The organism is Streptomyces sp. Y1, assembly GCF_041053115.1.
Taxonomy (GTDB): domain Bacteria; phylum Actinomycetota; class Actinomycetes; order Streptomycetales; family Streptomycetaceae; genus Kitasatospora; species Kitasatospora rubellomurina.
On the sequence record NZ_CP163445.1, the window covers coordinates 4,746,646 to 4,772,197 of the forward strand.

The window sequence follows — 25,552 nt, forward strand, 5'->3', positions numbered from 1 at the left end:
CCGGTCGCCCCCGCACCGGCACCGCGCACGAGGCGGCCACCCGGAGCCGTTAGTGTGGTGCGCCATCCGGTTGCCGTTCACCGGCTGTGTCCACCGAGAACTGGGGCCCGCGCACTCGATGACCGTCTACAGCCACCAGAGCGGCTTCACCGCTTCCCGGCCGCCCGCCTACCCGCGCCACCTGGTCACCGCCGTGATCGTCTCGCACGACGGCGCCCGCTGGCTCCCGCAGGCCCTGGCCGGTCTGCTCGGCCAGGACCGCCAGGTCCAGCGGATCCTCGCGGTCGACACCGGATCCACCGACAACTCCCCGCAGTTGCTCGCGGACACCCTCGCCGACTGGCTGCCGGAGAGCGGCCCGACCGTCCTCGGCCGCCGGGCCGGGTTCGGCACCGCCGTCGCCGAGGCCGTGTTCAACAGCCCGCCGCTGCGCCCGGAGGACCTCCCGTACCGGCTCGACCCCTCCGGCTACGACCCGGTCACCGGCGGCTGGGACGACTTCGGCGACCCGCTCGCCCAGGAGGACGTCCTCGGCCGCGGCGGCCCGCGCGAGACCGAGCCGGTCGAATGGCTCTGGCTGCTGCACGACGACTGCGAGCCGCAGACCGACGCGCTGCGCCGCCTGCTCCAGGTCGCCGACTCCACCCCCAGCGCCGCCGTGGTCGGCCCCAAGCTGCGCAGCTGGTACGACCGGCGCCAGCTGCTGGAGGTCGGCGTCACCATCGCCCGCTCCGGCCGGCGCTGGACCGGCCTCGACCGCCGCGAGCAGGACCAGGGCCAGCACGACCAGGTCCGCCCGGTGCTCGCCGTCTCCACCGCCGGCATGCTGGTGCGCCGGGACGTCTTCGAAGAACTCGGCGGCTTCGACAAGGCGCTCCCGCTGATGCGGGACGACACCGACTTCTGCTGGCGGGTCAACGCTGCCGGCCACCGCGTCGTGGTCGCCCCCGACGCCGTGCTCCGGCACGCCGAGGCGGCCAGCCGCGAGCGCCGCGCCGTCGACTGCGGCCCCGCCCACCCGCACCGGGTGGACAAGGCCGGCGCCGTCTACACCCTGCTCGCCAACTGCCGCGGCGTGCTGTTCCCGTACGTCCTGCTGCGGCTGGTGCTCGGCACCCTGCTGCGGGCCGTCACCAACCTGCTCGGCAAGGACCCGCGCCAGGCGGTCGACGAGCTCGCCGGCCTCGGCCACGAACTCATCCGCTTCCCAAGGCTGTTGGCCGCGCGCAAACGCCGTGCCCGAACCAGGGCGGCGGACGCCCTGGACGACCGCACGCTCTTCCCCGCGCCCGGCGCCACCACCCGGCTGGCCGTCGAAGGCGTCGTCGGCTCGCTCGGGATCGGCGGCGGCGACGACACCGGCAGCCGGCACGGCTCCGTCGAGGCCGGCGGCGACGAGGACTCCGAGGACCTGGTCGTCGAGCAGTTCGCGCTGATCAAGAAGCTCGCCCGGCGCCCGGCGCCGGTGCTGTTCGCCGCGCTCCTGGTGTTCGCCCTGGTCGCCTGCCGCGGCCTGCTCGGCGGCGGCGAACTCTTCGGCGGCGCCCTGCTGCCCGCCGCGGACGGCGCGGGCGGCCTGTGGTCGATGTACGCCGACGCCTGGCACCCGGTCGGCACCGGCTCCACCGCCGCCGCCCCGCCGTACCTCGGCGTGCTCGCGGTGCTCTCCTGGGGCCTGTTCGGCCACGCCGACCTCGCGCTCACCCTGCTCGTCCTGCTCACCGTCCCGCTCGCCGCGGTCAGCGCCTACCTGGTGTCCCGGCCGCTGCTGGACTCCAAGGTGGTCCGCGCCTGGGCCAGCGCCACCTACGCGCTGCTGCCCGCCGCCACCGGCGCGCTCGCCCAGGGCCGGATCGGCACCGCCGTCCTCGCCGTGCTGCTGCCGCCGCTGGCCCGCGCCGCGGCGATCGCGGCCGGCCTCGGCATCCGCCAGGAGAGCGCCGCCAAGGGCGCCCGCCCCGGCTGGCGGCCGGTCTGGATGACCGTCCTGCTGCTCACCCTGGCCACCGCCTTCGTGCCGCTGACCTGGGCGCTCGCCGTGCCGCTGTGCCTGGCCATGCTGCTGGTCGCGGTGCTGCGCGGCGGCGCCCTCGGCTCCGGCGGGACGGCGCTGCGGCTGCTCGGCCTGCGCGTCCTGGTGATCCTCGCGGCGCCGGTCGCCGTCCTCGCGCCGTGGTCGCTCAAGGTGCTGTCGCACCCCACGTCGCTGCTGCTGGAGGCCGGGCTGCCCGGCCTGCACGGCGCCGGCGCGAGCGCGGGCGGCCTGCTCCTGGTCAACCCGGGCGGCGCCGGGGTGCCGCCGGTGTGGCTGTCGGCCGGCGTGGTCCTCGCCGCGCTCGCCGCCCTGCTGCGCGCCGACCGCCGCCGCGCGGTGCTCGCCGCCTGGGGCGCGGCCGGCGCCGGCCTGGTCTTCGCGGTCGCGGTGGCGGGCACCTCCGTCACCCCGGCCTCCGGCGGCCCGGCGGTGCCCGCCTGGGCCGGCCCGGCCACCCTGATCGCCGGGATCGCCCTGCTCGCCGCCGCCGCGATCGGCGCGGACGGCGCCAACGCCCGCGTCGCCGGGATCGCCTTCGGCTGGCGCCAGCCGGTCGCCGCCCTGGTGGTGGCCGCCGCCGTGCTGGCCCCGCTGGGCACCGGCCTGTGGTGGGCGGTCACCGGCGCCGGCGGCCCGCTGCACCGCGGCCCGAGCAGCCAGGTGCCGGCCTTCATCGCCGAGGAGGCGGGCACCAGCGACCGGGCCCGCACCCTGGTCGTCACCGGCGACCGGGGCGGCGGCGCCGTCCGCTACACCGTGCTGCGCGGCGCCGGCCTGACCCTCGGCCAGGCCGAGTCCACCGTCGACCCGGCCACCGGCACCCAGGACGGCCTGAACACGATGGTAGGCAGCCTGCTGGCCGGCTCCGGCGCCGACCAGGCGAAGGCCCTCGCCGGCTACGGCATCGCCTACGTGCTGGTCCAGCAGCCGGTGATCGACACCTACAAGGACGTCCTCGACACCACCCCCGGCCTGGTCAAGGCCAACCAGGACGGCGACTCCGCGCTCTGGCAGGTCAACGGCGCCGCCGCCGTCCGCGCGGTGATCACCGCGCCGGGCGCCCTCCCGGTGGTCGTCCCGTCCGGGGCCCGCGACCTCACCGGCACCGTCCCGGCCGGCCCGGACGGTCGGGTGCTGCGCCTGGCCGAGTCCGCCGCCCCCGAGTGGAAGGCCACCGTGGACGGCACCGCCCTGGAGCCGACCACCGTCGACGGCTGGGCGCAGGGCTTCAAGCTCCCGGCGGCCGGCGGCAAGCTCTCCGTCACCCGGGAGGGCAGCCTCGCCCACACCGGCTGGATCTGGGCGCAGGTGCTGCTCGGGCTCACGATCCTGGTGCTGGCCCTGCCCGGCCGCCGCAGCCACAAGGACGACGACCTGCCCGAGGACGTCCTCGCCGCCGCGGCGCTGGCCGCCGCCGCCGAGAAGCAGACCCCCGCCCCCGGCAGCCGCCGGGCCCGCCGGATGGCCGAGCGCGGCGAGGGCGGGGAGGGCGGCGAAGGCGGCACCGAGGAGCCCGGGGTGTACGAGGGCCGGCCGGCGCCGGCCACCGCGCAGCCCGTCGGCGAGCCGGTCTCCGAGGCCGTCGAGGCGGCGGCCGCCGCCCAGGTCGCCGAGCCGTACGCGGATCCGTACCAGACGTACCAGCAGGCCGACCCGTACAGCTACGACCAGTACGCCGCCCAGCAGCCGGCGGTCGCGCCGTACGACGGGCAGGGCTACGACCCCTACCAGCAGCACAGCCAGCAGCAGGCGTACCCGCAGCAGGGCTACGACCCCTACCAGCAGCAGGACCAGCAGTACGGCTACGACCAGTACCAGCAGCACGGCCAGCAGCCGTGGCTGCCGGGGCAGCAGCAGGCCGATCCCTACTACGACCCGAACGACCCGAGCGGCACCGGCCACTCGCCTGCGAACTACCGGCCGCACCAGCACGGATCGGGGAGCTGACCCGCGATGAAGAAGCCCGCATTCCGGAAGAAGTCCGGGCCCGCCGCCGACCGGGCGCGCCAGCCGGCCGAGGAGGCGTACGAGCCCGCCGCCGCCTCGCCCACCTCGCCCGCGCCCGCCCGGGACGGCCGGTTCGCCGGCCGCACCGGCGGGACGAGGACCACGCCGTCCCTGCTGGCCGCGGCCGTGGTGCTCGCGGCCGTGTTCGGGATCGCCGAGGTGCGCCCGCCGGCCGCCCCGGCCAAGGCGGCCGGCACCGCCCCCGCCACCGCGCAGGTCGAGCGGACGGCGGCGGTCTGCCCGCAGCCGCTCCAGGGCCTGACCGGCTCCACCAGCCTCACCGCCTACACCCCGCCCGGCACCGGCTCCGCCACCGGCGGCGCCGGCTGGCTCTCCGACGCCGCCGCGCCCGCCACCCCGCCGGCCGCCCCGACCGCCGGCGCCTCCGCCCCGGCCAACCCGGCGCCGACCGCGACCCCGGCCCCGACCGGCTCGGCCGCCCCGGCCGCCGCCCCGGACAAGGCGCCCGCCGACGCCAAGCTGACCCTGGCCAAGCCCGGCACCCCGGTCACCGGCCCGGCCACCAACGGCGACGCCGCGCCCGGCACCGGGGCCGTCGCCACCGGCGCCCTCGCCCCCGGCTTCACCGTCACCCAGACCACCGTGGTCACCGAGCAGCGCGGCCAGGGCCTGTCCGGCCTCACCTGCACCCCGGCCGGCACCAGCTTCTGGTTCGCCGGGGCCAGCACGGCCGGCGACCGGGTCGACTACCTCAGCCTGGTCAACACCGAGGCCACCGGCGCCGTCGTCGACATCAAGCTGTACGGCGACAAGGGCCCGATCGAGAACGACGCCTCCAACGGCATCGCCGTCGCCCCCGGCAGCTCGCAGTCCGTCCTGCTGCCGACCATCAGCAAGGGCGCGGTCACCGACCTCACCGTGCACGTGGTGGTCCGCTCCGGCCGGATCGGCGCCGCGCTGCACGCCGCGGACGGCAACAAGGGCGCCGACTGGATCCCCGCCTCGACCGAGCCCGCGCCCACCCAGGTGCTGCCCGGCCTGCCCGCCGACACCTCCGCCGCCCGCCTGGTGGTCTGGGCCCCGCCGGAGGACGACGCCGACCTGAAGATCCAGCTCTCCGGCAAGAACGGCTGGTTCACCCCGGCGGGCAACGAGACCATCCACGTCAAGGCCGGCCAGGTGGCCGCCGTCGACCTCGGCAAGATCACCCGCGAGGAGGTCGCCGGGCTGCGGCTGTCGCCCAGCGACGACAAGCACGCCACCCCGGTCGTGGCCGGCCTGCGGGTCGACCGCACCGGCTCCAACGGCAAGAGCGACGCGGCCTGGCTGACCGGCAGCGCGCCGGTCGGCGCCCGCGCCACCGTCGCCGACAACCGGGCCGGCGCCTCCACCCTGTTCCTGACCTCCAGCGGCGACGCCGCCACCGTCAAGGTCACCGCCTCGGCCGGCAGCGGCGGCGGCACCCCGGCGACCAAGGAGGTCCAGATCCCGGCCGGCGGCACCGTCGCCCTCCCGGCGCCCGAGCCCGCCGGACTGAACGGCAGCTTCGCACTCACCGTGGAGACCACCTCCGGCGGCCCGGTCGTCGCCGCCCGGATGCTCGCCATCCCCACCAAGGACGTGCCGATGTTCACCGTCCAGGCACTGCGCGACGACCACAGCACCGTCAAGGTCCCGCAGGCCGCCCAGGACCCGGGCGTCGTCCTGCGCTGACCGCGGGCACACCGAAGGGCGGCACCGGCGCGGTGCCGCCCTTCGGCATGGTGGTCAGTCCTCGTCGTAGCGCGGGTCGATCGCGTCCGGCGACAGCCCCAGCAGCTCGGCGACCTGCTCGATCAGGATCTCGTGCACCAGCGCCGCGCGGTCCTCCCGGGTCTTCGCCCGGATCTCCACCGGCCGCCGGTACACCACGATCTGGCTCTTGCGCCCCTGCCCGCCCGGCGACACCCGCCCCAGCGGCACGCCGTCCTCGGCCTCGGCGCCGTCCGGCTCGTGCAGCGGCACCTCCTGCACGGCGAACTCGACCTCGATCAGCTGCGGCCAACGCCGCTCCAGCCGCTCCACCGACTCGCGCACGTAGTCGTCGAACAGTTCGGAGCGGGTGAGCGAGATCGGCACCTGGGGCGGCGCGAGGGGGCCGCGCAGCCCCCTGCCGTGCCGGTCGCGGTGCCGCGGGCGGCGCGAGGGCCCTGTCGATGACTGCGGTGCGGAGCTGTCCATATCACTGCCGAGCGTAGTCCTTGGACGGACGGAAGTGGACCGTTCCGAACGGGAATCGCCGGGTGCGGCGGCGCATCCGCCGGCGCGCGGACGACGACACGGCACACCCTCCGGACAGGCGGTCTTCGCGCCCCGGCGGGGAGTGCGGTACCGTCCACCCTCGTGAGCTCTGTACGTCGTTGTTCGCGGACCGCATGCGGCCGACCGGCCGTCGCGACGCTGACGTACGTCTACGCGGACTCCACCGCCGTGCTGGGCCCGCTCGCCACCTACGCCGAGCCGCACTGCTACGACCTGTGCGCCGAGCACGCCGAGCGCCTCACCGCCCCGCGCGGCTGGGAGGTCGTCCGGCTCGCCGCCGAGGCCGGCCCGCTGCGCCGCAGCAGCGACGACCTCGAAGCCCTCGCCAACGCCGTCCGCGAGGCCGCCCGCCCGCAGACCCCCCGTCAGGGCCGCGCCCCCGAGGGCGAGTCCACCGAGGCCGGCCGCCGCGGCCACCTCCGGGTGCTGCGCTCGCCCGACAACTGACCTCTCTCCCGGGGCTCTCCCGGCACGGAGGGTTCGCCCGGCCCGGGTACGCTGCCGGTCTACCGCCACCTCGGCCCGTCCACCGGACGGGTGGTGGCCCGACGTGACCGACCAGTACAGAGACCAGGTGGAGCCGCAGTGCGCGACCTCAAGCAGCTCGTGAAGGCGTACGACGTGCGAGGCGTCGTCCCGGACCAGTGGGACGAGAGCCTGTCCCGGGCCTTCGGTGCCGCGTTCGTGCAGGTCACCGGCGCGACCGCGATCGTGGTCGGCCACGACATGCGCCCCTCCTCCCCGGCGCTGACCCGGGCCTTCGCCGAGGGCGCGGCGGCCTACGGCGCCGACGTCGTGCAGATCGGGCTCTGCTCCACCGACCAGCTCTACTACGCCAGCGGCAAGCTCGACCTGCCCGGCGCGATGTTCACCGCCAGCCACAACCCGGCCCAGTACAACGGCATCAAGCTCTGCCGGGCCGGCGCCGCCCCGGTCGGCCAGGACACCGGCCTGGCCGAGATCCGCGAGCTGGTCGAGTCCTGGACGGGCGAGGACGACACCGTCACCGTCCCGGCCAAGGACGTCAAGGCCGGCACGCTCTCCGAGCAGGAGACCCTGCGCGGCTACGCCGACCACCTGCTGGGCCTGGTCGACCTCACCGCGATCCGCCCGCTCAAGGTCGCCGTCGACGCCGGCAACGGCATGGGCGGCCACACCGTGCCGACCGTCTTCGACGGCCTGCCGATCGAGCTCGTCCCGATGTACTTCGAGCTGGACGGCACCTTCCCCAACCACGAGGCCAACCCGCTCGACCCGAAGAACCTCGTCGACCTGCAGGCCAAGGTCCGCGAGGTCGGCGCCGACCTCGGCCTCGCCTTCGACGGCGACGCCGACCGCTGCTTCGTCGTCGACGAGCGCGGCGAGCCGGTCTCCCCGTCCGCGATCACCGCCCTGGTCGCCGCCCGCGAGATCGCCCGCGCCCAGGCCGCCGGCGAGGCCGAGCCGACGATCATCCACAACCTGATCACCTCCTGGACCGTCCCCGAGGTGGTCCGCGAGCTCGGCGCCACCCCGGTGCGCACCCGGGTCGGCCACTCCTTCATCAAGCAGGAGATGGCCGTCACCGACGCCGTCTTCGGCGGCGAGCACTCCGCGCACTACTACTTCCGCGACTTCTGGCGCGCCGACACCGGCATGCTGGCCGCCCTGCACGTGCTGGCCGCGCTCGGCGGCCAGGAGGGCACGCTCTCCGAGCTGACCGCCGAGTACGACCGCTACGCCGCCTCCGGCGAGATCAACAGCACCGTCGCCGACCAGGCCGCGAGCACCGCCGCCGTCCGCGCCGCCTACGCCGGCCTGGAGGGCACCTCCGTCGACGAGCTGGACGGCCTCACCGTGGCCGGCCCGGACTGGTGGTTCAACCTGCGCGCCTCCAACACCGAGCCGCTGCTGCGCCTCAACGTCGAGGCCAAGGACCCGGCGAAGATGGCCGAGCTGCGCGACGGCGTGCTCGCCGTCGTCCGCGGCTGACATCGGGCTCCCCGTGCCCCGGCCGGTAGGGTTGCCTATCGGCCGGGGCACCTCCGTGCCACCCCCCGAACCGTGGAGAGCCCCATGAAGCTCGAATCCTTCCTGCTGGAGATCCTGGTCTGCCCGCAGTGCCGCGCCGCGCTCACCGAGGGCGGCACCGAGGAGCAGCCCGAGCTGCTCTGCACCGGCGCCGACTGCGGCCTCGCGTACCCGATCCGGGACGGCATTCCGGTCCTGCTGGTGGACGAGGCCCGCCGCCGCGCCTGATCCTTAGGCGCGAGACCGCGGGGCCGACGCCCCGACCCGCCAGCCCAGCGCTCCCAGGACAGCAGCCGGAGGACCGCCGCATGCTCGACGACACCCTGCTCGACGACCCGGCCGCCCTCCAGCGCGCCGACCACGACCGCGCCCTGCTGGCCCTGGCCGGCGCCGGCGCCCGGGTCCGCACCGCGCTGCGCGAGGCCGACGCGGCCGGACTGGACCGGCTGCGCCCGGACGGCCGCCCGCGCGCCGTGCTGGTCGCCGGGCACGGCAGCGCCCTGGCCGCCGGCGAGATGCTGGCCGTCCTGGCCGGCACCGGCAGCCTCGTCCTGCCGCTGCCGCCCTCCGAGGCCGCGGCCCCGCGCACCGACCGGGCCGGCGCCCCGCCCGCCTTCACCGCCGGCCTCGGCTGGCAGCTGCCCGGTTGGGCGGGCCCGCTCGACCTGCTGGTGGTCAGCTCCGCGGCCGGTGGCGAGCAGGGCCTGATCGCCCTCGCCGAGCAGGCGTACGCGCGCGGCTGCGCCATCGTCGTCACCGCCCCGGCCGGCAGCCCGCTGGCCGAGGCCGCGCTCCAGGTGCGCGCGCTGCCGCTGCCGTACGTGGCGTCGGCACTGCCGGACGAGGCCCCGCCGGCCGCACCGGCCGCCGAGCCGGACCTCCCGGCCGAGGACCCGGCCGCGCTGTGGTCCCACCTCACGCCGCTGCTGGCGCTCGCCCAGAAGGTCGGGCTCACCCAGTTGCCGTACGACGCGCTGCCCGGCCTCGCCGACCTGCTGGACGCCGCCGCCGTGCGCTGCCGTCCGGACGCCGCCGCGTACACCAACCCGGCGAAGGGCCTGGCCGCGCGGCTGGCCGGGACCGTCCCGCTGCTCTGGGCCGAGGGCCCGATCGCCGGGGCCGCCGCCGCCCGGTTCGCCGCGCAGCTGGCCGAGCGGGCCGGCCGTCCGGCGCTGGCCGGGCCGCTGCCGCAGGTGCTCACCGCCCACCGGGGCATGTTCACCGGCCAGTTGGGGGCGGGCGCGGACCCGGACGACTTCTTCCGGGACCGGGTCGAGGAGCCCGACCCGCTGCACCTGCAGGTCCTGCTGCTGCGGCACCTGCCGAGCACCGGGGCGGCCGCGGCGGAGGACGCGGACGGCCCGGTCGAGCTGCCGGAGGACGACGAGCGCCCGCGCAGCTTCGGCGTCAGCCGGGCGCACCGGCTGGCCGCCGCCCACGACGTCCGGCTGACCGAGTACGGGAGCACCCGGCCGGACCAGCTGCACGCGCTGGCCGACCTGGTCGCGCTGACCGACTTCGCCGCCGTCTACCTCGGGCTCGCCGCCGCGCACTCCTGAGCCGGGCGCGGACGCGGTCTAGGGTGTCCGCATGAGCACTGAGGGCGGGACGAAGGCACTGGTGGCGGCGCTGTCCGCGAATCTGGCGATCGCGGCGGCGAAGTTCACCGCCTTCGGCTTCACCGGGTCCTCCTCGATGCTGGCCGAGGGCGTGCACTCGGTGGCCGACTCCGGCAACCAGGTGCTGCTGCTGGTCGGCGGCAAGCGGGCGCGCCGGGCGGCGGACGAGGAGCACCCGTTCGGGTACGGCCGCGAGCGCTACGTGTACGGCTTCCTGGTGGCGATCGTGCTGTTCAGCGTCGGTGGCCTGTTCGCGGTCTACGAGGGCTGGCACAAGGTCCAGCACCCCGAGGCGCTGGACTCCTGGGGCTGGGCGGTCGGCGTGCTGGTCTTCGCCATCGTGATGGAGGGCTGGTCCTTCCGCACCGCGGTGCGGGAATCGGCGAAGCTCAAGGGCACCCGCAGCTGGGCGCAGTTCGTCCGCACCGCCAAGGCGCCCGAGCTGCCGGTGGTGCTGCTGGAGGACACCGGCGCGCTGATCGGCCTGGTGCTGGCGCTGTTCGGCGTCGGGCTCACGGTGATCACCGGGAACGGCGTCTGGGACGGCGTCGGCACGCTGTGCATCGGCGTCCTGCTGGTGCTGATCGCCGTGGTGCTCGCGCTGGAGACCAAGTCGCTGCTGCTCGGCGAGTCCGCCGACCGCGAGTCGGTGCGGCGGATCCGGACGGCCCTGGTCGACGGGGAGACCGTCACCGGGGTGATCCACATGCGCACCCTGCACCTGGGCCCGGAGGAGCTGCTGGTCGCCGCCAAGATCGCGGTCAACGCCGAGGACAGCGCCGCCCGGGTGGCGGCCGCCATCGACGCGGCCGAGGAGCGGGTCCGGGCGGCCGTGCCGATCGCCCGGGCGATCTACCTGGAGCCCGACGTCTACAGCGCCGAGAAGGCCGCCGCGGGCGAGGACCCGGCCGCCACCCCGGGCGGCCCCGGGCCCGCGCCGGTCCCCTCCTGAGCACGGCCCGAGCGCGATTCGGGCACGCCTGCACGATGATCGTTCCGGGACGGAAATCGCTCATCGGCGGCCCTCCGCCGGGGCTGCCGGTGTAGATTCGTCACCAGAGCCAGAACGTCGCTGCTGATGGCGGTCGATCGCTGCCGCGTGCCCGTAGGGTGTGCGCCGGTCGAGGGAGAGAGGTCCTCCGACGGTTTGTGCCGCACAGTGGGGAGCCGACCCGATTCCGGGCCCGGCCCTCCCGGCACGCCCGTGCACCCGCACGGCATAGCCGCGCTGCGTGGCACACCGGACCTTGGCCGTGCCCCACCCCCATCAGCGAGGAGCAGACGCATGTCGACCGACATCACCGGTGACTTCAAGGTCGCCGACCTTTCCCTGGCGCCGTTCGGCCGCAAGGAGATCCAGCTGGCCGAGCACGAGATGCCCGGCCTGATGGCGATCCGCAAGGAGTACGCCGCGTCGCAGCCGCTGGCCGGCGCGCGCATCACCGGCTCGCTGCACATGACCATCCAGACCGCGGTCCTGATCGAGACCCTGACGGCGCTCGGCGCCGAGGTCCGCTGGTGCTCCTGCAACATCTTCTCCACCCAGGACCACGCGGCCGCCGCCATCGCGGTCGGCCCGGAGGGCACCCCGGAGAACCCGCAGGGCGTGCCGGTCTTCGCCTGGAAGGGCGAGACCCTGGAGGAGTACTGGTGGTGCACCGAGCAGGCGCTGACCTGGCCTGACGGCAAGACCCCGAACATGATCCTGGACGACGGCGGCGACGCCACCCTGCTGATCCACAAGGGCGTCGAGTTCGAGAAGGACGGTGCCGCGCCGGACCCGTCCACCGCGGACAACGACGAGTTCCGGATCATCCTGGAGCTGCTGAACCGCACCCTCAAGGACACCCCGACCAAGTGGACCGAGGTCGCCGCCACCATCAAGGGCGTGACCGAGGAGACCACCACCGGTGTCCACCGCCTGTACGAGATGCACCGTGACGGCACGCTGCTGTTCCCGGCCATCAACGTCAACGACTCGGTCACCAAGTCGAAGTTCGACAACAAGTACGGCTGCCGCCACTCGCTCGTCGACGGCATCAACCGCGCCACCGACGTCCTGATCGGCGGCAAGGTCGCGGTCATCTGCGGCTACGGCGACGTCGGCAAGGGCAGCGCCGAGTCGCTGCGCGGCCAGGGCGCCCGCGTCATCGTCACCGAGATCGACCCGATCTGCGCGCTGCAGGCCGCGATGGACGGCTACCAGGTCGCCACCCTCGACGACGTCGTCGAGATCGCCGACATCTTCATCACCACCACCGGCAACAAGGACATCATCCTGGCCTCCCACATGGAGCGGATGAAGCACCAGGCCATCGTCGGCAACATCGGCCACTTCGACAACGAGATCGACATGGCCGGCCTGGCCAAGCTCCCCGGTGTCGTGAAGACCGAGATCAAGCCGCAGGTCCACGAGTGGCGCAAGGCCGACGGCCGCACCATCATCGTCCTCTCCGAGGGCCGCCTGCTGAACCTGGGCAACGCGACCGGCCACCCGTCCTTCGTGATGTCCAACTCCTTCGCGAACCAGACGATCGCCCAGATCGAGCTGTTCACGAAGACCGAGCAGTACCCGATCGGCGTCTACGTGCTGCCGAAGCACCTGGACGAGAAGGTCGCCCGCCTGCACCTGGACGCGCTCGGCGTGAAGCTGACCGTCCTGAGCCAGGACCAGGCCGACTACATCGGCGTCCCGGTCGAGGGCCCGTACAAGGCGGAGCACTACCGCTACTGATGCGGTGACGTTCTGACGCCGGTGGCCGGCACCCCTGGGCGGGGTGCCGGCCACCGGCGCGTCCGGGCCCGAAGCCCGTCCCGTCAGCGCAGGCCCTCGTTCGTCCAGGCGCCCTCGTCGGCGTCCGTGAGGTGCACCAGGTCCAGCAGGCCGACCAGACCCCCGTGCCGGTCGACCGTGGGGACGCTGTCGGGAAGGGCCGACGCGCAGAGCTGGCGGCCCCGCTCGTGCCGGCACTCGATGACGGGCAGCCGGTACTGCGGGGGCGCGCCGTCCGGGGCCACCTGGATCTCGACCTTCCGGTCCTCGACCGAGACGCCGACCGTGGCGGTCCAGCCGAGCGGGCCGGCGGGCCGGTCCAGCCGGGCCTTGTCCAGCCGCACCCCCGCCGGGAGCGGGCCCAGCCGGATCGGCAGCGGGATGCCCCGGGTCTCGTAGACGACGGTGGACGCGATCCGCAGCAGGTCGGCGTCCGGGATCGCGGCCTCGGCGTAGTGCGAGGCGTCGAGCTGCGCCCACCGGCCGCTGGCGGTCAGCCAGCGCAGGACGCGGCGGCTGGTGTCGTAGCGGGTGTTGGTCGGGTGCTCCACCCAGTACGCCGTCCGGCCGTCGACCGGGGGCGCCGGGACCTTCGCCTCCGCCGGGCCGTTCGGCTCGCCCGGCAGGGAGCCGACCAGAGCCGGCTCGGGGCCGGGAGCGCGCAGGAAGACCTGGACGTTCCGGCCGCTCGTCCCGGTGTCGGCGGCGGTGATCGAGGAGGCGTCCGGGCCCGACGCGAAGCTGATGCCGAGTTCGCGGTTCGCCCAGTCGGGCAGCCAGCCGAACCGCAGCTCGGACCGCAGCAGGTCGTCGGCGTCCGGTCGGGGCACGGCCGGAGCCGTCGTCGGGGAGGCCGGGGCGGTGGCGGCGGTCGGCGGCAGGGCCGGGGAGGCACCGCCGTCCGGCTGCAGCAGGGCCGTGAAGCCGACGGTGAGCGCCGTCGCGACGGCCACCGCGCCGATCGAGGCCCGCCGGCGGCGGCGCAGCCGGGCCTGTCCGGTGGCGACGGCCGCGGCGACGTCGAAGTCGGCCGGCGGCGCGAACTCCTCGGTCAGGGCCGTCAGTCGGGTGGTCAGATCGTTGTGGTCGATGTCGGTCATGACGTCCTCCCTGCCACAGCGGGTCGCGCGACGAGGTTGTTGCGCAGTGCTTCCAGGCCGCGGGAGCTCTGGCTCTTCACGTTGCCGGAGGAGCAGCCCAGGGCCTCGGCGGCCTGGTCGATCGACAGGTCGCAGTAGTAGCGGAGCACCACGGCCGCCCGTTGGCGGGGCGGGAGCTCGGCCAGTGCCCGGCGCAGGTCGAGGGAGCCCTCCAGGTCGAGGTTCGCCGTCGCGACCTCCGGCTCCACCCCGGTGCGGACCGTCCGGCGCCACCAGGGCGTGCGCTGCTCGGCGAGGAAGGTGTTGACCAGCATCCGCCGGGTGTAGCCGTCGAGGTTGGTGGCCCGGCTCGCCTTCGCCCAGTGCACGTACAGCTTGGTGACCGTCTCCTGGACCAGGTCGTCGGCCCGGTGCCAGTCCCCGCACAGCAGATACGCGACCTTCCGCAGCCAGCCGCTCCGGGAGGTCACGTACTCCGTGAACTCCGCGTCGCGCGTCTGCTTCGCCATCCGCACCCCCTCTCGTCGTGGCTCTCGCCGCGGCGCCCTCCCGACGCCGTCCACCCCCCTGATGCGTGCACCGCGGCGGAACGTTGCACCGGGACGCGCACGTAGGCTTCGGGCATGCCCAACGGCCGGTACTCGCTCCACGACCCGCACGACCACGCCCCGCTCGGTGAGGAGCGCTTCAGCTGCGCGCCCGGCGCGGCCGGCTGGCGGTACGTGTCCAAGACCTACGCCCCGGACGGCCGGGTGCTCGGCGGCCTCGACCTCACGCTGGACTCGCGGGCCCGGCCGCTGCGGATGGAACTGCGGGCGGGCGGCTGGCAGGTGCGCGGCGGCGCCGTGGACGGGGTCGCCTGGGTCCGTGCCGACGCGGCCGACCCGGCCGGCGAACAGGCGGTGGAGGGGCACGACCGGGCGCACGCCTTCACCGGGCGCTCGCCCGCCTTCCTGGTCGCCACCGCCCGGCTGCTGCGGCTGACGGAGGGGGCGAGCGCGCGGGTGCGGCTGGTCGGGTTCAGTGAGCCGGTGCTGGCGCCGCGCACGCTCGACCAGGGGTGGCTGCTGGAGGGCGTCGACCGGCACGAGACGGACTCGGGGCCGCTGCTGGTCGAGCGCTACCAGGTCGCGGACCTGGAGACGGGCGAGCAGCAGGTCGTGCACTTGGCGGGGGACGTGGTGCTGGCGGCGGCGGGGATCGAGCTGGAGGAGCTGGAGTCGCCGCCGAACGCCTGGCCGGTGGACTCCGGGGAGTAGGCCGGGCGGGGAGCGTCCGTCAGGACGGCGGCGCGAAACCGGCCTCGGGGGCCGGGGTGGCGGTCTTCTCCAGGGACGTCGGGGCTGCGGCTGCGGCTGCGGCTGCGGCGGCCGGTGCGGGGGTGGGCGGGGCGCTCGGCGCGGGCGGGGCGACGGGGGTCGGGGCCCAGGCTTCGGCCGGGACCGGGACCGGGACCGGAGCCGGGGCGGCCGGGGCCGGGGGGAGGCCGAGGACGCGCACCGGGCGGTCGTCCGCCGTGGCCTGCGGCTGGGCGGGGTGGTGGGGAGCACCGGGCACCGGCGCCGCCGTCCGCGGCTGCGGCTGCGTCTGGTGCATGTGCTGCATCTTCTGCATCGCGGCCTGGGCGGCGAGCTGGTGCTGCTCCTGGACCCGGGTCCACTCCCGGCGCTGGCGCTCGGTGAGGACCGCGCCCAGGTACGCCGCCGGGTGCACCCCGGGAGGTATCGGGAGGCTGGTCCGCTCGGCCAGCTCCTCGGCCAGCTCGATGGACATCCGCTGCATCACCGCCTGGTCCAGCTCGCCGATCCGGCCGAGCAGTTGGCGGATGGACAGCCAGAGCGGCTCGGGCACCGGGGAGAGGTCCATGGCGACCAGGTCGCGGCCCATGGAGTGCAGCAGGTGGGGGTGCACCGGCGGCAGCGGCGAGGTCGCGCCGCCCCCGTCCGGGGTGCGGTCGCGGATGACCACCGTCCCGGCGAAGACGTCGCCCAGCCGGTTGCCGTCCGCCCGGACCGCGGAGGTGATCATGGCCGGGCAACCGGTGAAGGCGATCAGCTCGAAGAAGCCGACCAGCCCGCGCACCAGCGAGTGCCGGAACCGGACCGGACCGCCGTCGACGCGCACCACCCGCAGCCCGAGCGCGGCCTTGCCGAGCGACCGTCCGTTGCTGAGGGTCTCGACCATCACCGGCACGCCGACCAGGAAGAACACCATCAGGCCGAGTCCGACGGCCGCGAGCGCGGCCCGGTCGAGGCCGACCAGGGCGACGCTCAGCACGAGCGTGACCAGCAGCAGGGCGGCGAACTCCACGAGCAGGTCGAGCACGATCGCCAGCGCCCTGCTCGGAAGCTTCGCCGTCTGCAGGTCGAGGACGACGGCCTCACCCGTCACCAGGTCGCTCAAGACACCCGTCCGTTCACGTTCATGGAGCTGTACGGCCCACTCATGGAGATCGCCGGGGGCGGCAACGCGGTCACGGGGTGGGACGACGGCCGGATCGGCCCCCACGACCCGCTCTCCGCGTTCCCTCCGCCCCGCCGCATTCTGATCCGCAGCCGCAAACATACGGGGCCCGACGTCCGCACGGGAAGTGAGATCCCGGCGACTGCGGCACCGGCCGTGCCTGGCATGCTGGGCCGCACGTGCCCGTACGTACCCGCCTGCCCACCTGCCTCGCGCGTGCGCGCCCGCGCGCACCGCCGACCATGGAGTCGCCGAATGGACCTGGACGTCTTCGTCGCCACCCACCAGGGGGAGTGGGCCAGGCTGGACGCCCTCGCCGGCCGGTACCGGCTCAGCGGGGAGGAGGCGGACGAACTCGTCACCCTCTACCAGCGCGCCACCGGCCACCTCGCCAAGGTCCAGGCCACCGCACCCGACCCGGCCCTGATCGGCCAGCTGACCGGTCTGGTCTCCCGCGCCCGCAGCGCGGTGACCGGCGCCCGCACCAACGCCTGGCAGGACGTCGCCCGCTACTACACGGTGAGCTTCCCGGCCGCGCTGTACCGGTCCCGCCGCTGGTGGGTGCCGATCGCGGTGATCTCGCTGATCGGCACCGTGCTGATCGCCTGGTGGGTGGGGACCCACCCCGAGGTCCGCAACAGCCTCATCGCCCCCGACGCGCTGCGGGAGATGACCCGCCCCGGCGGAAAGTACGAGGCCTACTACTCGGACCGGCCGGCCAGCTCCTTCGCCGCCCAGGTCTGGACGAACAACGCCTGGGTCGCCGTGCAGTGCCTGCTGTACGGCATCGCGCTCGTCCCGGTGATCGTGGTGCTGTGGGGCAACGTGTTCAACCTCGGCCTCGGTATCGGGCTGATGGCCTCCGCCGGCCGACTCGACATCTTCCTCGGCCTGCTCATTCCGCACGGCCTGCTGGAACTGACCGCCGTGTTCGTGTCCGGCGGCCTCGGTCTGCGCCTCGGCTGGACCATCATCGACCCGGGCCCGCGCACCCGAGGAGTGGCGCTGGCGGAACAGGGCCGCGCGATCATCGGCATGGCGATCGGCCTGGCGACCGTCCTGGCCGTCTCTGGAATCCTCGAAGCCTTCGTGACACCGTCCGGACTTCCCACCTGGGCCCGCATCTCGATCGGCGCGCTGGCGGAGGTGGCATTCCTCCTCTACGCGCTGGTGCTGGGCCGAAAGGCCGCCGCCGGCGGAGAAGTCGGCGACCTGGCCGAGGCCGACCGGGCGGACCTGCAGCCGGTCGCGGCCTGAGCCGATGTGATCAACAGGCCGCTGACCTGCTACTCTTCTCGCATCCCGACCAAACCATTGACGTGGTGAGGGTGGGCTAGTAGGTTTGAACGGTTGGGAGCGACTGGACAACGGTCGATCCCGGGCGTTAGTGTCTACGACACCGCCGAATCGAGGCGAGCGCGTTTCACGAAATGCGCGCCCTCCGACGAAGCAAATCCCGCGGACTGAGCACACCGAAAGCTTTGATAAGCTTCGGAGCGAAGTTCGAAGGAAATCCCCCCAGCGGGAATTCAGAAAAACGAAGCCGGTAAGAACGGCGGCGAGGATCTGATAAGCTGGAAACACGAAAGAACGAAGCCCGGAGGGCCCGCTGGAAGGCGGCTCGAAGGAAGCGTCCGTTCCTTGAGAACTCAACAGCGTGCCAAAAGTCAACGCCAGATATGTTGACATCCCCGGCCTCAGGTTTCCTGGGGTTGGAGATTCCTTTTGAAATAAACACTAGCGAGGACGCAGTGCGCGGGGCCGCCCTATTCCGGTGGTTGCCGTGCCGCTCAACGCGGGTGTGGACCGGACATCCGGTAAACATTCACGGAGAGTTTGATCCTGGCTCAGGACGAACGCTGGCGGCGTGCTTAACACATGCAAGTCGAACGGTGAAGCCCTTCGGGGTGGATCAGTGGCGAACGGGTGAGTAACACGTGGGCAATCTGCCCTGCACTCTGGGACAAGCCCTGGAAACGGGGTCTAATACCGGATATGACCTGGGAGTGCATGCTCCTGGGTGTAAAGCTCCGGCGGTGCAGGATGAGCCCGCGGCCTATCAGCTTGTTGGTGGGGTAACGGCCCACCAAGGCGACGACGGGTAGCCGGCCTGAGAGGGCGACCGGCCACACTGGGACTGAGACACGGCCCAGACTCCTACGGGAGGCAGCAGTGGGGAATATTGCACAATGGGCGAAAGCCTGATGCAGCGACGCCGCGTGAGGGATGACGGCCTTCGGGTTGTAAACCTCTTTCAGCAGGGAAGAAGCGCAAGTGACGGTACCTGCAGAAGAAGCACCGGCTAACTACGTGCCAGCAGCCGCGGTAATACGTAGGGTGCGAGCGTTGTCCGGAATTATTGGGCGTAAAGAGCTCGTAGGCGGCCTGTCGCGTCGGATGTGAAAGCCCGGGGCTTAACCCCGGGTCTGCATTCGATACGGGCAGGCTGGAGTGTGGTAGGGGAGATCGGAATTCCTGGTGTAGCGGTGAAATGCGCAGATATCAGGAGGAACACCGGTGGCGAAGGCGGATCTCTGGGCCATTACTGACGCTGAGGAGCGAAAGCGTGGGGAGCGAACAGGATTAGATACCCTGGTAGTCCACGCCGTAAACGTTGGGAACTAGGTGTTGGCGACATTCCACGTCGTCGGTGCCGCAGCTAACGCATTAAGTTCCCCGCCTGGGGAGTACGGCCGCAAGGCTAAAACTCAAAGGAATTGACGGGGGCCCGCACAAGCAGCGGAGCATGTGGCTTAATTCGACGCAACGCGAAGAACCTTACCAAGGCTTGACATATGCCGGAAACATCCAGAGATGGGTGCCCCCTTGTGGTCGGTATACAGGTGGTGCATGGTTGTCGTCAGCTCGTGTCGTGAGATGTTGGGTTAAGTCCCGCAACGAGCGCAACCCTTGTTCTGTGTTGCCAGCATGCCTTTCGGGGTGATGGGGACTCACAGGAGACTGCCGGGGTCAACTCGGAGGAAGGTGGGGACGACGTCAAATCATCATGCCCCTTATGTCTTGGGCTGCACACGTGCTACAATGGTCGGTACAAAGGGCTGCGATGCCGTGAGGCGGAGCGAATCCCAAAAAGCCGGCCTCAGTTCGGATTGGGGTCTGCAACTCGACCCCATGAAGTTGGAGTTGCTAGTAATCGCAGATCAGCATGCTGCGGTGAATACGTTCCCGGGCCTTGTACACACCGCCCGTCACGTCACGAAAGTCGGTAACACCCGAAGCCGGTGGCCTAACCCGTAAGGGGAGGAGCCGTCGAAGGTGGGACCAGCGATTGGGACGAAGTCGTAACAAGGTAGCCGTACCGGAAGGTGCGGCTGGATCACCTCCTTTCTAAGGAGCACATAGCAGCTTCGGGCGAATGTCCCGGAGTGCTCGCTCATGGGTGGAACGTTGACTATTCGGCACAGGAAGAGATCGGATCGTTAGTACTGCCTTCGGGCGTGGAACGTGGTCGGGGATTGACTGTGTCGGGCACGTTGTTGGGTCCTGAGGGAACGGAAACGTTGTCTCAGTGGTTGCCGGTCCCATGCTTGTTGAGGTGGGTGACTGGTCGTTGTTTGAGAACTGCACAGTGGACGCGAGCATCTGTGGCCAAGTTTTTAAGGGCGCACGGTGGATGCCTTGGCACTAGGAACCGATGAAGGACGTGGGAGGCCGCGATAGGCCCCGGGGAGCTGTCAACCGAGCTTTGATCCGGGGGTGTCCGAATGGGGAAACCCGGCAGTCGTCATGGGCTGTCACCCGCTGCTGAACACATAGGCAGTGTGGAGGGAACGCGGGGAAGTGAAACATCTCAGTACCCGCAGGAAGAGAAAACAACCGTGATTCCGGGAGTAGTGGCGAGCGAAACTGGATGAGGCTAAACCGTTTGCGTGTGAGACCCGGCAGGGGTTGCCAATACGGGGTCGTGGGAATGAGCTTGATCGGTCTGCCGGCCGGTCGGCGAGTCAGAAACCGTATGGGTAGTCGAAGGACATGCGAAAGGTCCGGCGTAGAGGGTAAGACCCCCGTAGACGAAATCTGTACGGCTTGCTTGCTCATCTCCCAAGTAGCACGGGGCCCGAGAAATCCCGTGTGAATCTGGCGGGACCACCCGCTAAGCCTAAATATTCCCTAGTGACCGATAGCGGATAGTACCGTGAGGGAATGGTGAAAAGTACCGCGGGAGCGGAGTGAAATAGTACCTGAAACCGTGTGCCTACAAGCCGTGGGAGCGTCGTCAGTCAGCTTGCCGGCTGGCCGTGACTGCGTGCCTTTTGAAGAATGAGCCTGCGAGTTTGCGGTGTGTAGCGAGGTTAACCCGTGTGGGGTAGCCGTAGCGAAAGCGAGTCCGAATAGGGCGACTGAGTTGCATGCCCAAGACCCGAAGCGGAGTGATCTAGCCATGGGCAGGTTGAAGCGCGGGTAAGACCGTGTGGAGGACCGAACCCACCAGGGTTGAAAACCTGGGGGATGACCTGTGGTTAGGGGTGAAAGGCCAATCAAACTCCGTGATAGCTGGTTCTCCCCGAAATGCATTTAGGTGCAGCGTCACGTGTTTCTTGCCGGAGGTAGAGCACTGGATAGGCGATGGGCCTCACCGGGTTACTGACCTTAGCCAAACTCCGAATGCCGGTAAGTGAGAGCGTGGCAGTGAGACTGTGGGGGATAAGCTCCATGGTCGAGAGGGAAACAGCCCAGAACACCGACTAAGGTCCCTAAGCGTGTGCTAAGTGGGAAAGGATGTGGAGTCGCAGAGACAACCAGGAGGTTGGCTTAGAAGCAGCCACCCTTGAAAGAGTGCGTAATAGCTCACTGGTCAAGTGATTCCGCGCCGACAATGTAGCGGGGCTCAAGCACATCACCGAAGTCGTGTCATTGCAGCGTGAAGGCCTAACGCTTGTTGTGATGGGTAGGGGAGCGTCGTGTGCCGGGTGAAGCGGCGGTGGAAACCAGTCGTGGACGGTATACGAGTGAGAATGCAGGCATGAGTAGCGATACAAGAGTGGGAAACTCTTGCGCCGATTGACCAAGGGTTCCTGGGTCAAGCTGATCTGCCCAGGGTAAGTCGGGACCTAAGGCGAGGCCGACAGGCGTAGTCGATGGACAACGGGTTGATATTCCCGTACCCGCTTTGAAGCGCCAACGCTGAACCTTCTGATGCTAAGCCCGTGAAGCCGTCCCGGAGCCTTCGGGCAAAGGGAAGTGGTGGAGCCGGTGACCCAACGGGGTAGTAGGTGAGCGATGGGGTGACGCAGGAAGGTAGTCCAGCCCGGGCGGTGGTTGTCCCGGGGTAAGGGTGTAGGCCGAGTGATAGGCAAATCCGTCACTCATTAGGCTGAGACCTGATGCCGAGCCGATTGTGGTGAAGTGGATGATCCTATGCTGTCGAGAAAAGCCTCTAGCGAGTTTCATGGCGGCCCGTACCCCAAACCGACTCAGGTGGTCAGGTAGAGAATACCGAGGCGTTCGGGTGAACTATGGTTAAGGAACTCGGCAAAATGCCCCCGTAACTTCGGGAGAAGGGGGGCCATTCCTGGTGACGAGTCTTGCACTCTGAGCTGGGGGTGGCCGCAGAGACCAGCGAGAAGCGACTGTTTACTAAAAACACAGGTCCGTGCGAAGCCGTAAGGCGATGTATACGGACTGACGCCTGCCCGGTGCTGGAACGTTAAGGGGACCGGTTAGCTTTGATTCGTCGAGGCGAAGCTGAGAACTTAAGCGCCAGTAAACGGCGGTGGTAACTATAACCATCCTAAGGTAGCGAAATTCCTTGTCGGGTAAGTTCCGACCTGCACGAATGGCGTAACGACTTCTCGACTGTCTCAACCATAGGCCCGGTGAAATTGCATTACGAGTAAAGATGCTCGTTTCGCGCAGCAGGACGGAAAGACCCCGGGACCTTTACTATAGCTTGATATTGGTGTTCGGTTCGGCTTGTGTAGGATAGGTGGGAGACTGTGAAAGCCCAACGCCAGTTGGGTGGGAGTCGTCGTTGAAATACCACTCTGGTCGTGCTGGATGTCTAACCTGGGTCCGTGATCCGGATCAGGGACAGTGTCTGGTGGGTAGTTTAACTGGGGCGGTTGCCTCCTAAAGGGTAACGGAGGCGCCCAAAGGTTCCCTCAGCCTGGTTGGCAATCAGGTGTTGAGTGTAAGTGCACAAGGGAGCTTGACTGTGAGACTGACGGGTCGAGCAGGTACGAAAGTAGGGACTAGTGATCCGGCGGTGGCTTGTGGAAGCGCCGTCGCTCAACGGATAAAAGGTACCCCGGGGATAACAGGCTGATCTTCCCCAAGAGTCCATATCGACGGGATGGTTTGGCACCTCGATGTCGGCTCGTCGCATCCTGGGGCTGGAGTAGGTCCCAAGGGTTGGGCTGTTCGCCCATTAAAGCGGTACGCGAGCTGGGTTTAGAACGTCGTGAGACAGTTCGGTCCCTATCCGCTGTGCGCGTAGGAGTGTTGAGAAGGGCTGTCCCTAGTACGAGAGGACCGGGACGGACGAACCTCTGGTGTGCCAGTTGTTCTGCCAAGGGCATGGCTGGTTGGCTACGTTCGGGAGGGATAACCGCTGAAAGCATCTAAGCGGGAAGCCTGCTTCGAGATGAGCACTCCCACCTCCTTGAGAGGGTAAGGCTCCCAGTAGACGACTGGGTTGATAGGCCGGGTATGGAAGCCCTGTGAGGGGTGGAGTTGACCGGTACTAATAGGCCGAGGGCTTGTCCTCAGTTGCTCGCGTCCACTGTGTTGTTCTGAAACAACGACCGCCTTGCCGGCGGGTCGACAGTTTCATAGTGTTTCGGTGGTCATAGCGTGAGGGAAACGCCCGGTTACATTCCGAACCCGGAAGCTAAGCCTCACAGCGCCGATGGTACTGCAGGGGGGACCCTGTGGGAGAGTAGGACGCCGCCGAACAATTCTTCAGAAAAGGCCCACCCGGGTTCCCGGGTGGGCCTTTTCGCGTTTTCTGGGCGGGTCAGGACCCTTCCGTCAGGAATTCGGCCAGGCGGTCGGCGAACACCGTCAGCAGGTCCAGCTGCGGTCCGTTCCGGGCGACCCGGAAGCCGTGGCGGCGGCCCCAGAAGGCGGCCTGCACCGCGTGGAACTGGGACCAGCGCCGTACCCGCTCGCGGTCGAGTTCCGCCGCCTCGGCGAAGACGTCGAGGACGCGTCGGACGGCCCTGTGCGGATCGTCCGTCCCGATGAGCGTCAGTGCGCGGGACTTGAGCAGGGTGCCGGCGTCGTAGGCCGGGTCGCCGACGTAGCCCTTCGGGTCGACGGCGAGCCAGGGCTCGCGGTCGGCGCGCAGGATGTTGCGGGCGTGCAGGTCCCCGTGGACGAGGGTGTCCGGTTGGCCGGGGCCGAGCTCGCGGACGGTGGCGACGGCGGCCGCCACCACGCTGGCGGGCATGGTGTGCGCCAGCTCGGCCGCGTCCCGGCGCAGCTCGCGTTCCCAGGTGTCGGTCCGCTCGCTCAGCCGGGGCAGCTCGGGCGGTGCGGGGACGGCGAGCCGGTGGTTGAGTCGGCCGGCGACCGTCACCAGCTGGTCGGCGTCGGGCAGTTCGGCCAGCGTCGCGGGGTGGGCGCGTTCCAGCAGCATCGCGAAGCGGGGGTCGTCGCGCTCGTGCAGGCGGACGGCGCCGCGGCCGCACCAGGCCGCGAAGGCGTCCGGCTCGTGGACGTTGCCGGGGTGCGGGAACGACACCTTCAGGACGGCGGGGCCGGTCGCGGGCCGCCGGACCGGGACGATGAGCCCGACGCCCCCGTGGGTCACCTCGCCGTCCGGTGAGCAGCCCCAGCGCTCCAGCAACTCGTCGACGATCCGGGGAAGTTCGGCAACCCATGCCGCCCCCGGTTCTCCCTCGCGCGCGACCGTGGCCCGCCCGAACGCCTCCGGAATCCCGATCATCCGGGCACCCTACAGCGGGAGCGGCACCCCCGCCGGGGGTTGTCAGAGGCGGCCGGCGGCCTTCAGCGCGAGGTAGGTGTCGGCGAGGGCCGGGGCGATCTGCGCGGGCGGGGCGTCGAGGACGGTGACGTTGTTCCGGCTGAGGCGGTCGGCGGTGGCGCGGCGGTCGGCGCGGGTCTGTTCGGCGGCGGCGGCGCCGTAGACGGCCTCCAGGGCGCCGCGCCCGGCAGCGAGTTCGTCCAGCCGGGGATCGGCGACGGACGCCAGCACGACCTCGTGGCGCTTGGTGAGCAGCGGCAGCAGCGGCCGCAGGCCGTCCTCGACGGGCGCCGCGTCGAGGCCGGTGAGCAGGACGATCAGCGAGCGGTGCGGGGCCATCTTCAGCGCGGTGGAGACCAGCGAGCGCATGTCGGTCTCGTTGAGGGCGGGTTCGAGCCCGGCCATGGCGTCGGTGAAGGCGGGCAGGATCTCGCGGGGCGAACTGCCGACGACCGCGCCGCGCTTGCGGGTGTCGTGGGCGAGCAGGTCGACGCGGTCGCCGGCCCGGGTGGCCAGGGCGGTGAGCAGCAGGGCGGCGTCGAGGGCGGCGTCCAGGCGGGGGGCGTCGCCGACCCGGCCGGCGGAGGTGCGGCCGGTGTCGAGGACGATCAGGATGTGCCGGTCGCGCTCGGGGCGCCAGGTGCGGACGGCGACGGTGTGCCGGCGGGCGCTGGCGCGCCAGTCGATGGAGCGGACGTCGTCGCCGGGCAGGTACTCGCGCAGGGAGTCGAACTCGGTGCCCTGCCCGCGGGTCAACAGCGAGGTGCGGCCGTCGAGTTCGCGCAGTCGGGCGAGCCGGGAGGGCAGGTGCTTGCGGCTGGTGAACGGGGGCAGCGCGCGGACCGTCCAGGGCAGCAGGTGGGAGCCCTGGCGGGCGGCCATGCCGAGCGGGCCGAGCGAGCGGATCGTCACCTTGTGGGCGTGGTGGTCGCCGCGGCGGGTCGGGGTGAGGACGGTGACCGCGCGGCGCCGTTCGCCGCCGGGGACGGCGAGGGTGTGCCGGGAGGCGGCATGGGCGGTGCCGGGCCGCCAGGCGGAGGGGGCCCAGGCGTCGCGGATCAGCGCCCGCAGCGGCCGCCCGGACGGGTTGGTGACGGTCAGTTCGACGGAGGCGGGCTCGCCGAGCCGGACGCGGGTGTCGCCGCCCCGCCCCAGCCGCAGGCTGCGGACGGGTGCGGCGAGCACGAGGTCGACCACGACGGCGAGCAGCACCGTGCCGGTGACGAGGGCGATCCCGGTCCAGGACGGCAGCAGCAGGCCCACGACGAGCGCGCCGAGCGCGGCGAGCAGGGCGGTTCGCCCGGTGAGGGCCATGCGGTGGCACTCCTTCGAGGG

16 protein-coding genes and 3 rRNA genes are annotated in these 25,552 nt (G+C 71.3%); 13 read left to right on the forward strand and 6 right to left on the reverse strand.

The window, feature by feature from the left end:
* Positions 1 to 118 precede the first annotated feature (118 nt).
* Positions 119 to 3,982, forward strand: coding sequence for a glycosyltransferase family 2 protein (locus tag AB2U05_RS20540; RefSeq protein ID WP_369183905.1), 3,864 nt, complete (start codon positions 119 to 121; stop codon positions 3,980 to 3,982).
* Positions 3,983 to 3,988: 6 nt separating this feature from the next.
* A complete protein-coding gene (locus tag AB2U05_RS20545) occupies positions 3,989 to 5,716 on the forward strand; it encodes a DUF5719 family protein (RefSeq protein WP_369183906.1) in 1,728 nt (575 codons plus the stop codon).
* 54 nt (positions 5,717 to 5,770) lie between these two features.
* Here AB2U05_RS20545 and AB2U05_RS20550 read toward each other — a convergent pair whose 3' ends face one another.
* Complete coding sequence (locus AB2U05_RS20550) at positions 5,771 to 6,223, reverse strand: metallopeptidase family protein (protein ID WP_045710240.1); 453 nt, start codon at positions 6,221 to 6,223, stop codon at positions 5,771 to 5,773.
* Between the two features lie 162 nt (positions 6,224 to 6,385).
* On the opposite strand from AB2U05_RS20550, the gene AB2U05_RS20555 reads away from it, so the two are divergent.
* The 6 genes from AB2U05_RS20555 (at position 6,386) to ahcY (ending at position 12,667) form a co-directional block, all read left to right on the forward strand.
* Positions 6,386 to 6,751: a DUF3499 domain-containing protein gene (locus AB2U05_RS20555; RefSeq protein ID WP_030245497.1), complete on the forward strand. Its 366-nt coding sequence runs from the start codon at positions 6,386 to 6,388 to the stop codon at positions 6,749 to 6,751.
* Between the two features lie 138 nt (positions 6,752 to 6,889).
* The gene (locus tag AB2U05_RS20560; RefSeq protein ID WP_369183907.1) at positions 6,890 to 8,275 is read left to right on the forward strand and encodes a phosphomannomutase/phosphoglucomutase; all 1,386 of its coding nucleotides are present in this window, start codon (positions 6,890 to 6,892) and stop codon (positions 8,273 to 8,275) included.
* Between the two features lie 84 nt (positions 8,276 to 8,359).
* Positions 8,360 to 8,542 (forward strand): Trm112 family protein, encoded by a 183-nt coding sequence (locus AB2U05_RS20565; RefSeq protein WP_045702134.1) that lies wholly within the window; start codon positions 8,360 to 8,362, stop codon positions 8,540 to 8,542.
* An 80-nt stretch (positions 8,543 to 8,622) separates the two neighbouring features.
* Positions 8,623 to 9,873 (forward strand): SIS domain-containing protein, encoded by a 1,251-nt coding sequence (locus AB2U05_RS20570; protein ID WP_369183908.1) that lies wholly within the window; start codon positions 8,623 to 8,625, stop codon positions 9,871 to 9,873.
* 31 nt (positions 9,874 to 9,904) lie between these two features.
* On the forward strand, positions 9,905 to 10,885 hold the full coding sequence (locus AB2U05_RS20575) for a cation diffusion facilitator family transporter (protein WP_045702130.1): 981 nt from the start codon (positions 9,905 to 9,907) through the stop codon (positions 10,883 to 10,885).
* Positions 10,886 to 11,218: 333 nt separating this feature from the next.
* Positions 11,219 to 12,667, forward strand: coding sequence for an adenosylhomocysteinase (ahcY, locus tag AB2U05_RS20580; protein ID WP_369183909.1), 1,449 nt, complete (start codon positions 11,219 to 11,221; stop codon positions 12,665 to 12,667).
* 83 nt (positions 12,668 to 12,750) lie between these two features.
* Here ahcY and AB2U05_RS20585 read toward each other — a convergent pair whose 3' ends face one another.
* Both AB2U05_RS20585 and AB2U05_RS20590 read right to left on the reverse strand, forming a co-directional pair.
* Positions 12,751 to 13,806: a hypothetical protein gene (locus tag AB2U05_RS20585; protein WP_369183910.1), complete on the reverse strand. Its 1,056-nt coding sequence runs from the start codon at positions 13,804 to 13,806 to the stop codon at positions 12,751 to 12,753.
* Positions 13,803 to 14,315: a SigE family RNA polymerase sigma factor gene (locus AB2U05_RS20590; protein ID WP_045702124.1), complete on the reverse strand. Its 513-nt coding sequence runs from the start codon at positions 14,313 to 14,315 to the stop codon at positions 13,803 to 13,805. The genes AB2U05_RS20585 and AB2U05_RS20590 overlap by 4 nt, the downstream gene beginning before the upstream one ends.
* Before the next feature lie 114 nt (positions 14,316 to 14,429).
* Here AB2U05_RS20590 and AB2U05_RS20595 point away from each other — a divergent pair, with 114 nt between their 5' ends.
* Entirely contained in the window at positions 14,430 to 15,065 is a 636-nt protein-coding gene (locus AB2U05_RS20595) for a hypothetical protein (protein ID WP_369183911.1), read from the forward strand.
* A 19-nt stretch (positions 15,066 to 15,084) separates the two neighbouring features.
* Here the strand turns inward: AB2U05_RS20595 and AB2U05_RS20600 are convergent, their stop codons facing one another.
* The gene (locus tag AB2U05_RS20600; RefSeq protein ID WP_369183912.1) at positions 15,085 to 16,209 is read right to left on the reverse strand and encodes an RDD family protein; all 1,125 of its coding nucleotides are present in this window, start codon (positions 16,207 to 16,209) and stop codon (positions 15,085 to 15,087) included.
* Between the two features lie 315 nt (positions 16,210 to 16,524).
* Here AB2U05_RS20600 and AB2U05_RS20605 point away from each other — a divergent pair, with 315 nt between their 5' ends.
* The 4 genes from AB2U05_RS20605 (at position 16,525) to rrf (ending at position 23,184) form a co-directional block, all read left to right on the forward strand.
* A complete protein-coding gene (locus tag AB2U05_RS20605) occupies positions 16,525 to 17,526 on the forward strand; it encodes a stage II sporulation protein M (protein ID WP_369183913.1) in 1,002 nt (333 codons plus the stop codon).
* A 567-nt stretch (positions 17,527 to 18,093) separates the two neighbouring features.
* Positions 18,094 to 19,617, forward strand: a 16S ribosomal RNA gene (locus AB2U05_RS20610).
* A 259-nt stretch (positions 19,618 to 19,876) separates the two neighbouring features.
* Positions 19,877 to 22,996, forward strand: a 23S ribosomal RNA gene (locus tag AB2U05_RS20615).
* A 71-nt stretch (positions 22,997 to 23,067) separates the two neighbouring features.
* Positions 23,068 to 23,184: ribosomal RNA gene (rrf, locus tag AB2U05_RS20620) — 5S ribosomal RNA — on the forward strand.
* The 16S, 23S and 5S rRNA genes sit together here, the layout of an rRNA operon.
* A 61-nt stretch (positions 23,185 to 23,245) precedes the next feature.
* Here rrf and AB2U05_RS20625 read toward each other — a convergent pair.
* Together AB2U05_RS20625 and AB2U05_RS20630 are read right to left on the reverse strand one after the other, a co-directional pair.
* A complete protein-coding gene (locus AB2U05_RS20625) occupies positions 23,246 to 24,178 on the reverse strand; it encodes an aminoglycoside phosphotransferase family protein (protein WP_369183914.1) in 933 nt (310 codons plus the stop codon).
* A gap of 42 nt (positions 24,179 to 24,220) precedes the next feature.
* Positions 24,221 to 25,531 carry a DUF58 domain-containing protein gene (locus AB2U05_RS20630; protein ID WP_369183915.1) on the reverse strand — a complete coding sequence of 437 codons (1,311 nt, stop codon included), beginning with the start codon at positions 25,529 to 25,531 and terminating at the stop codon, positions 24,221 to 24,223.
* Positions 25,532 to 25,552: the final 21 nt, after the last annotated feature.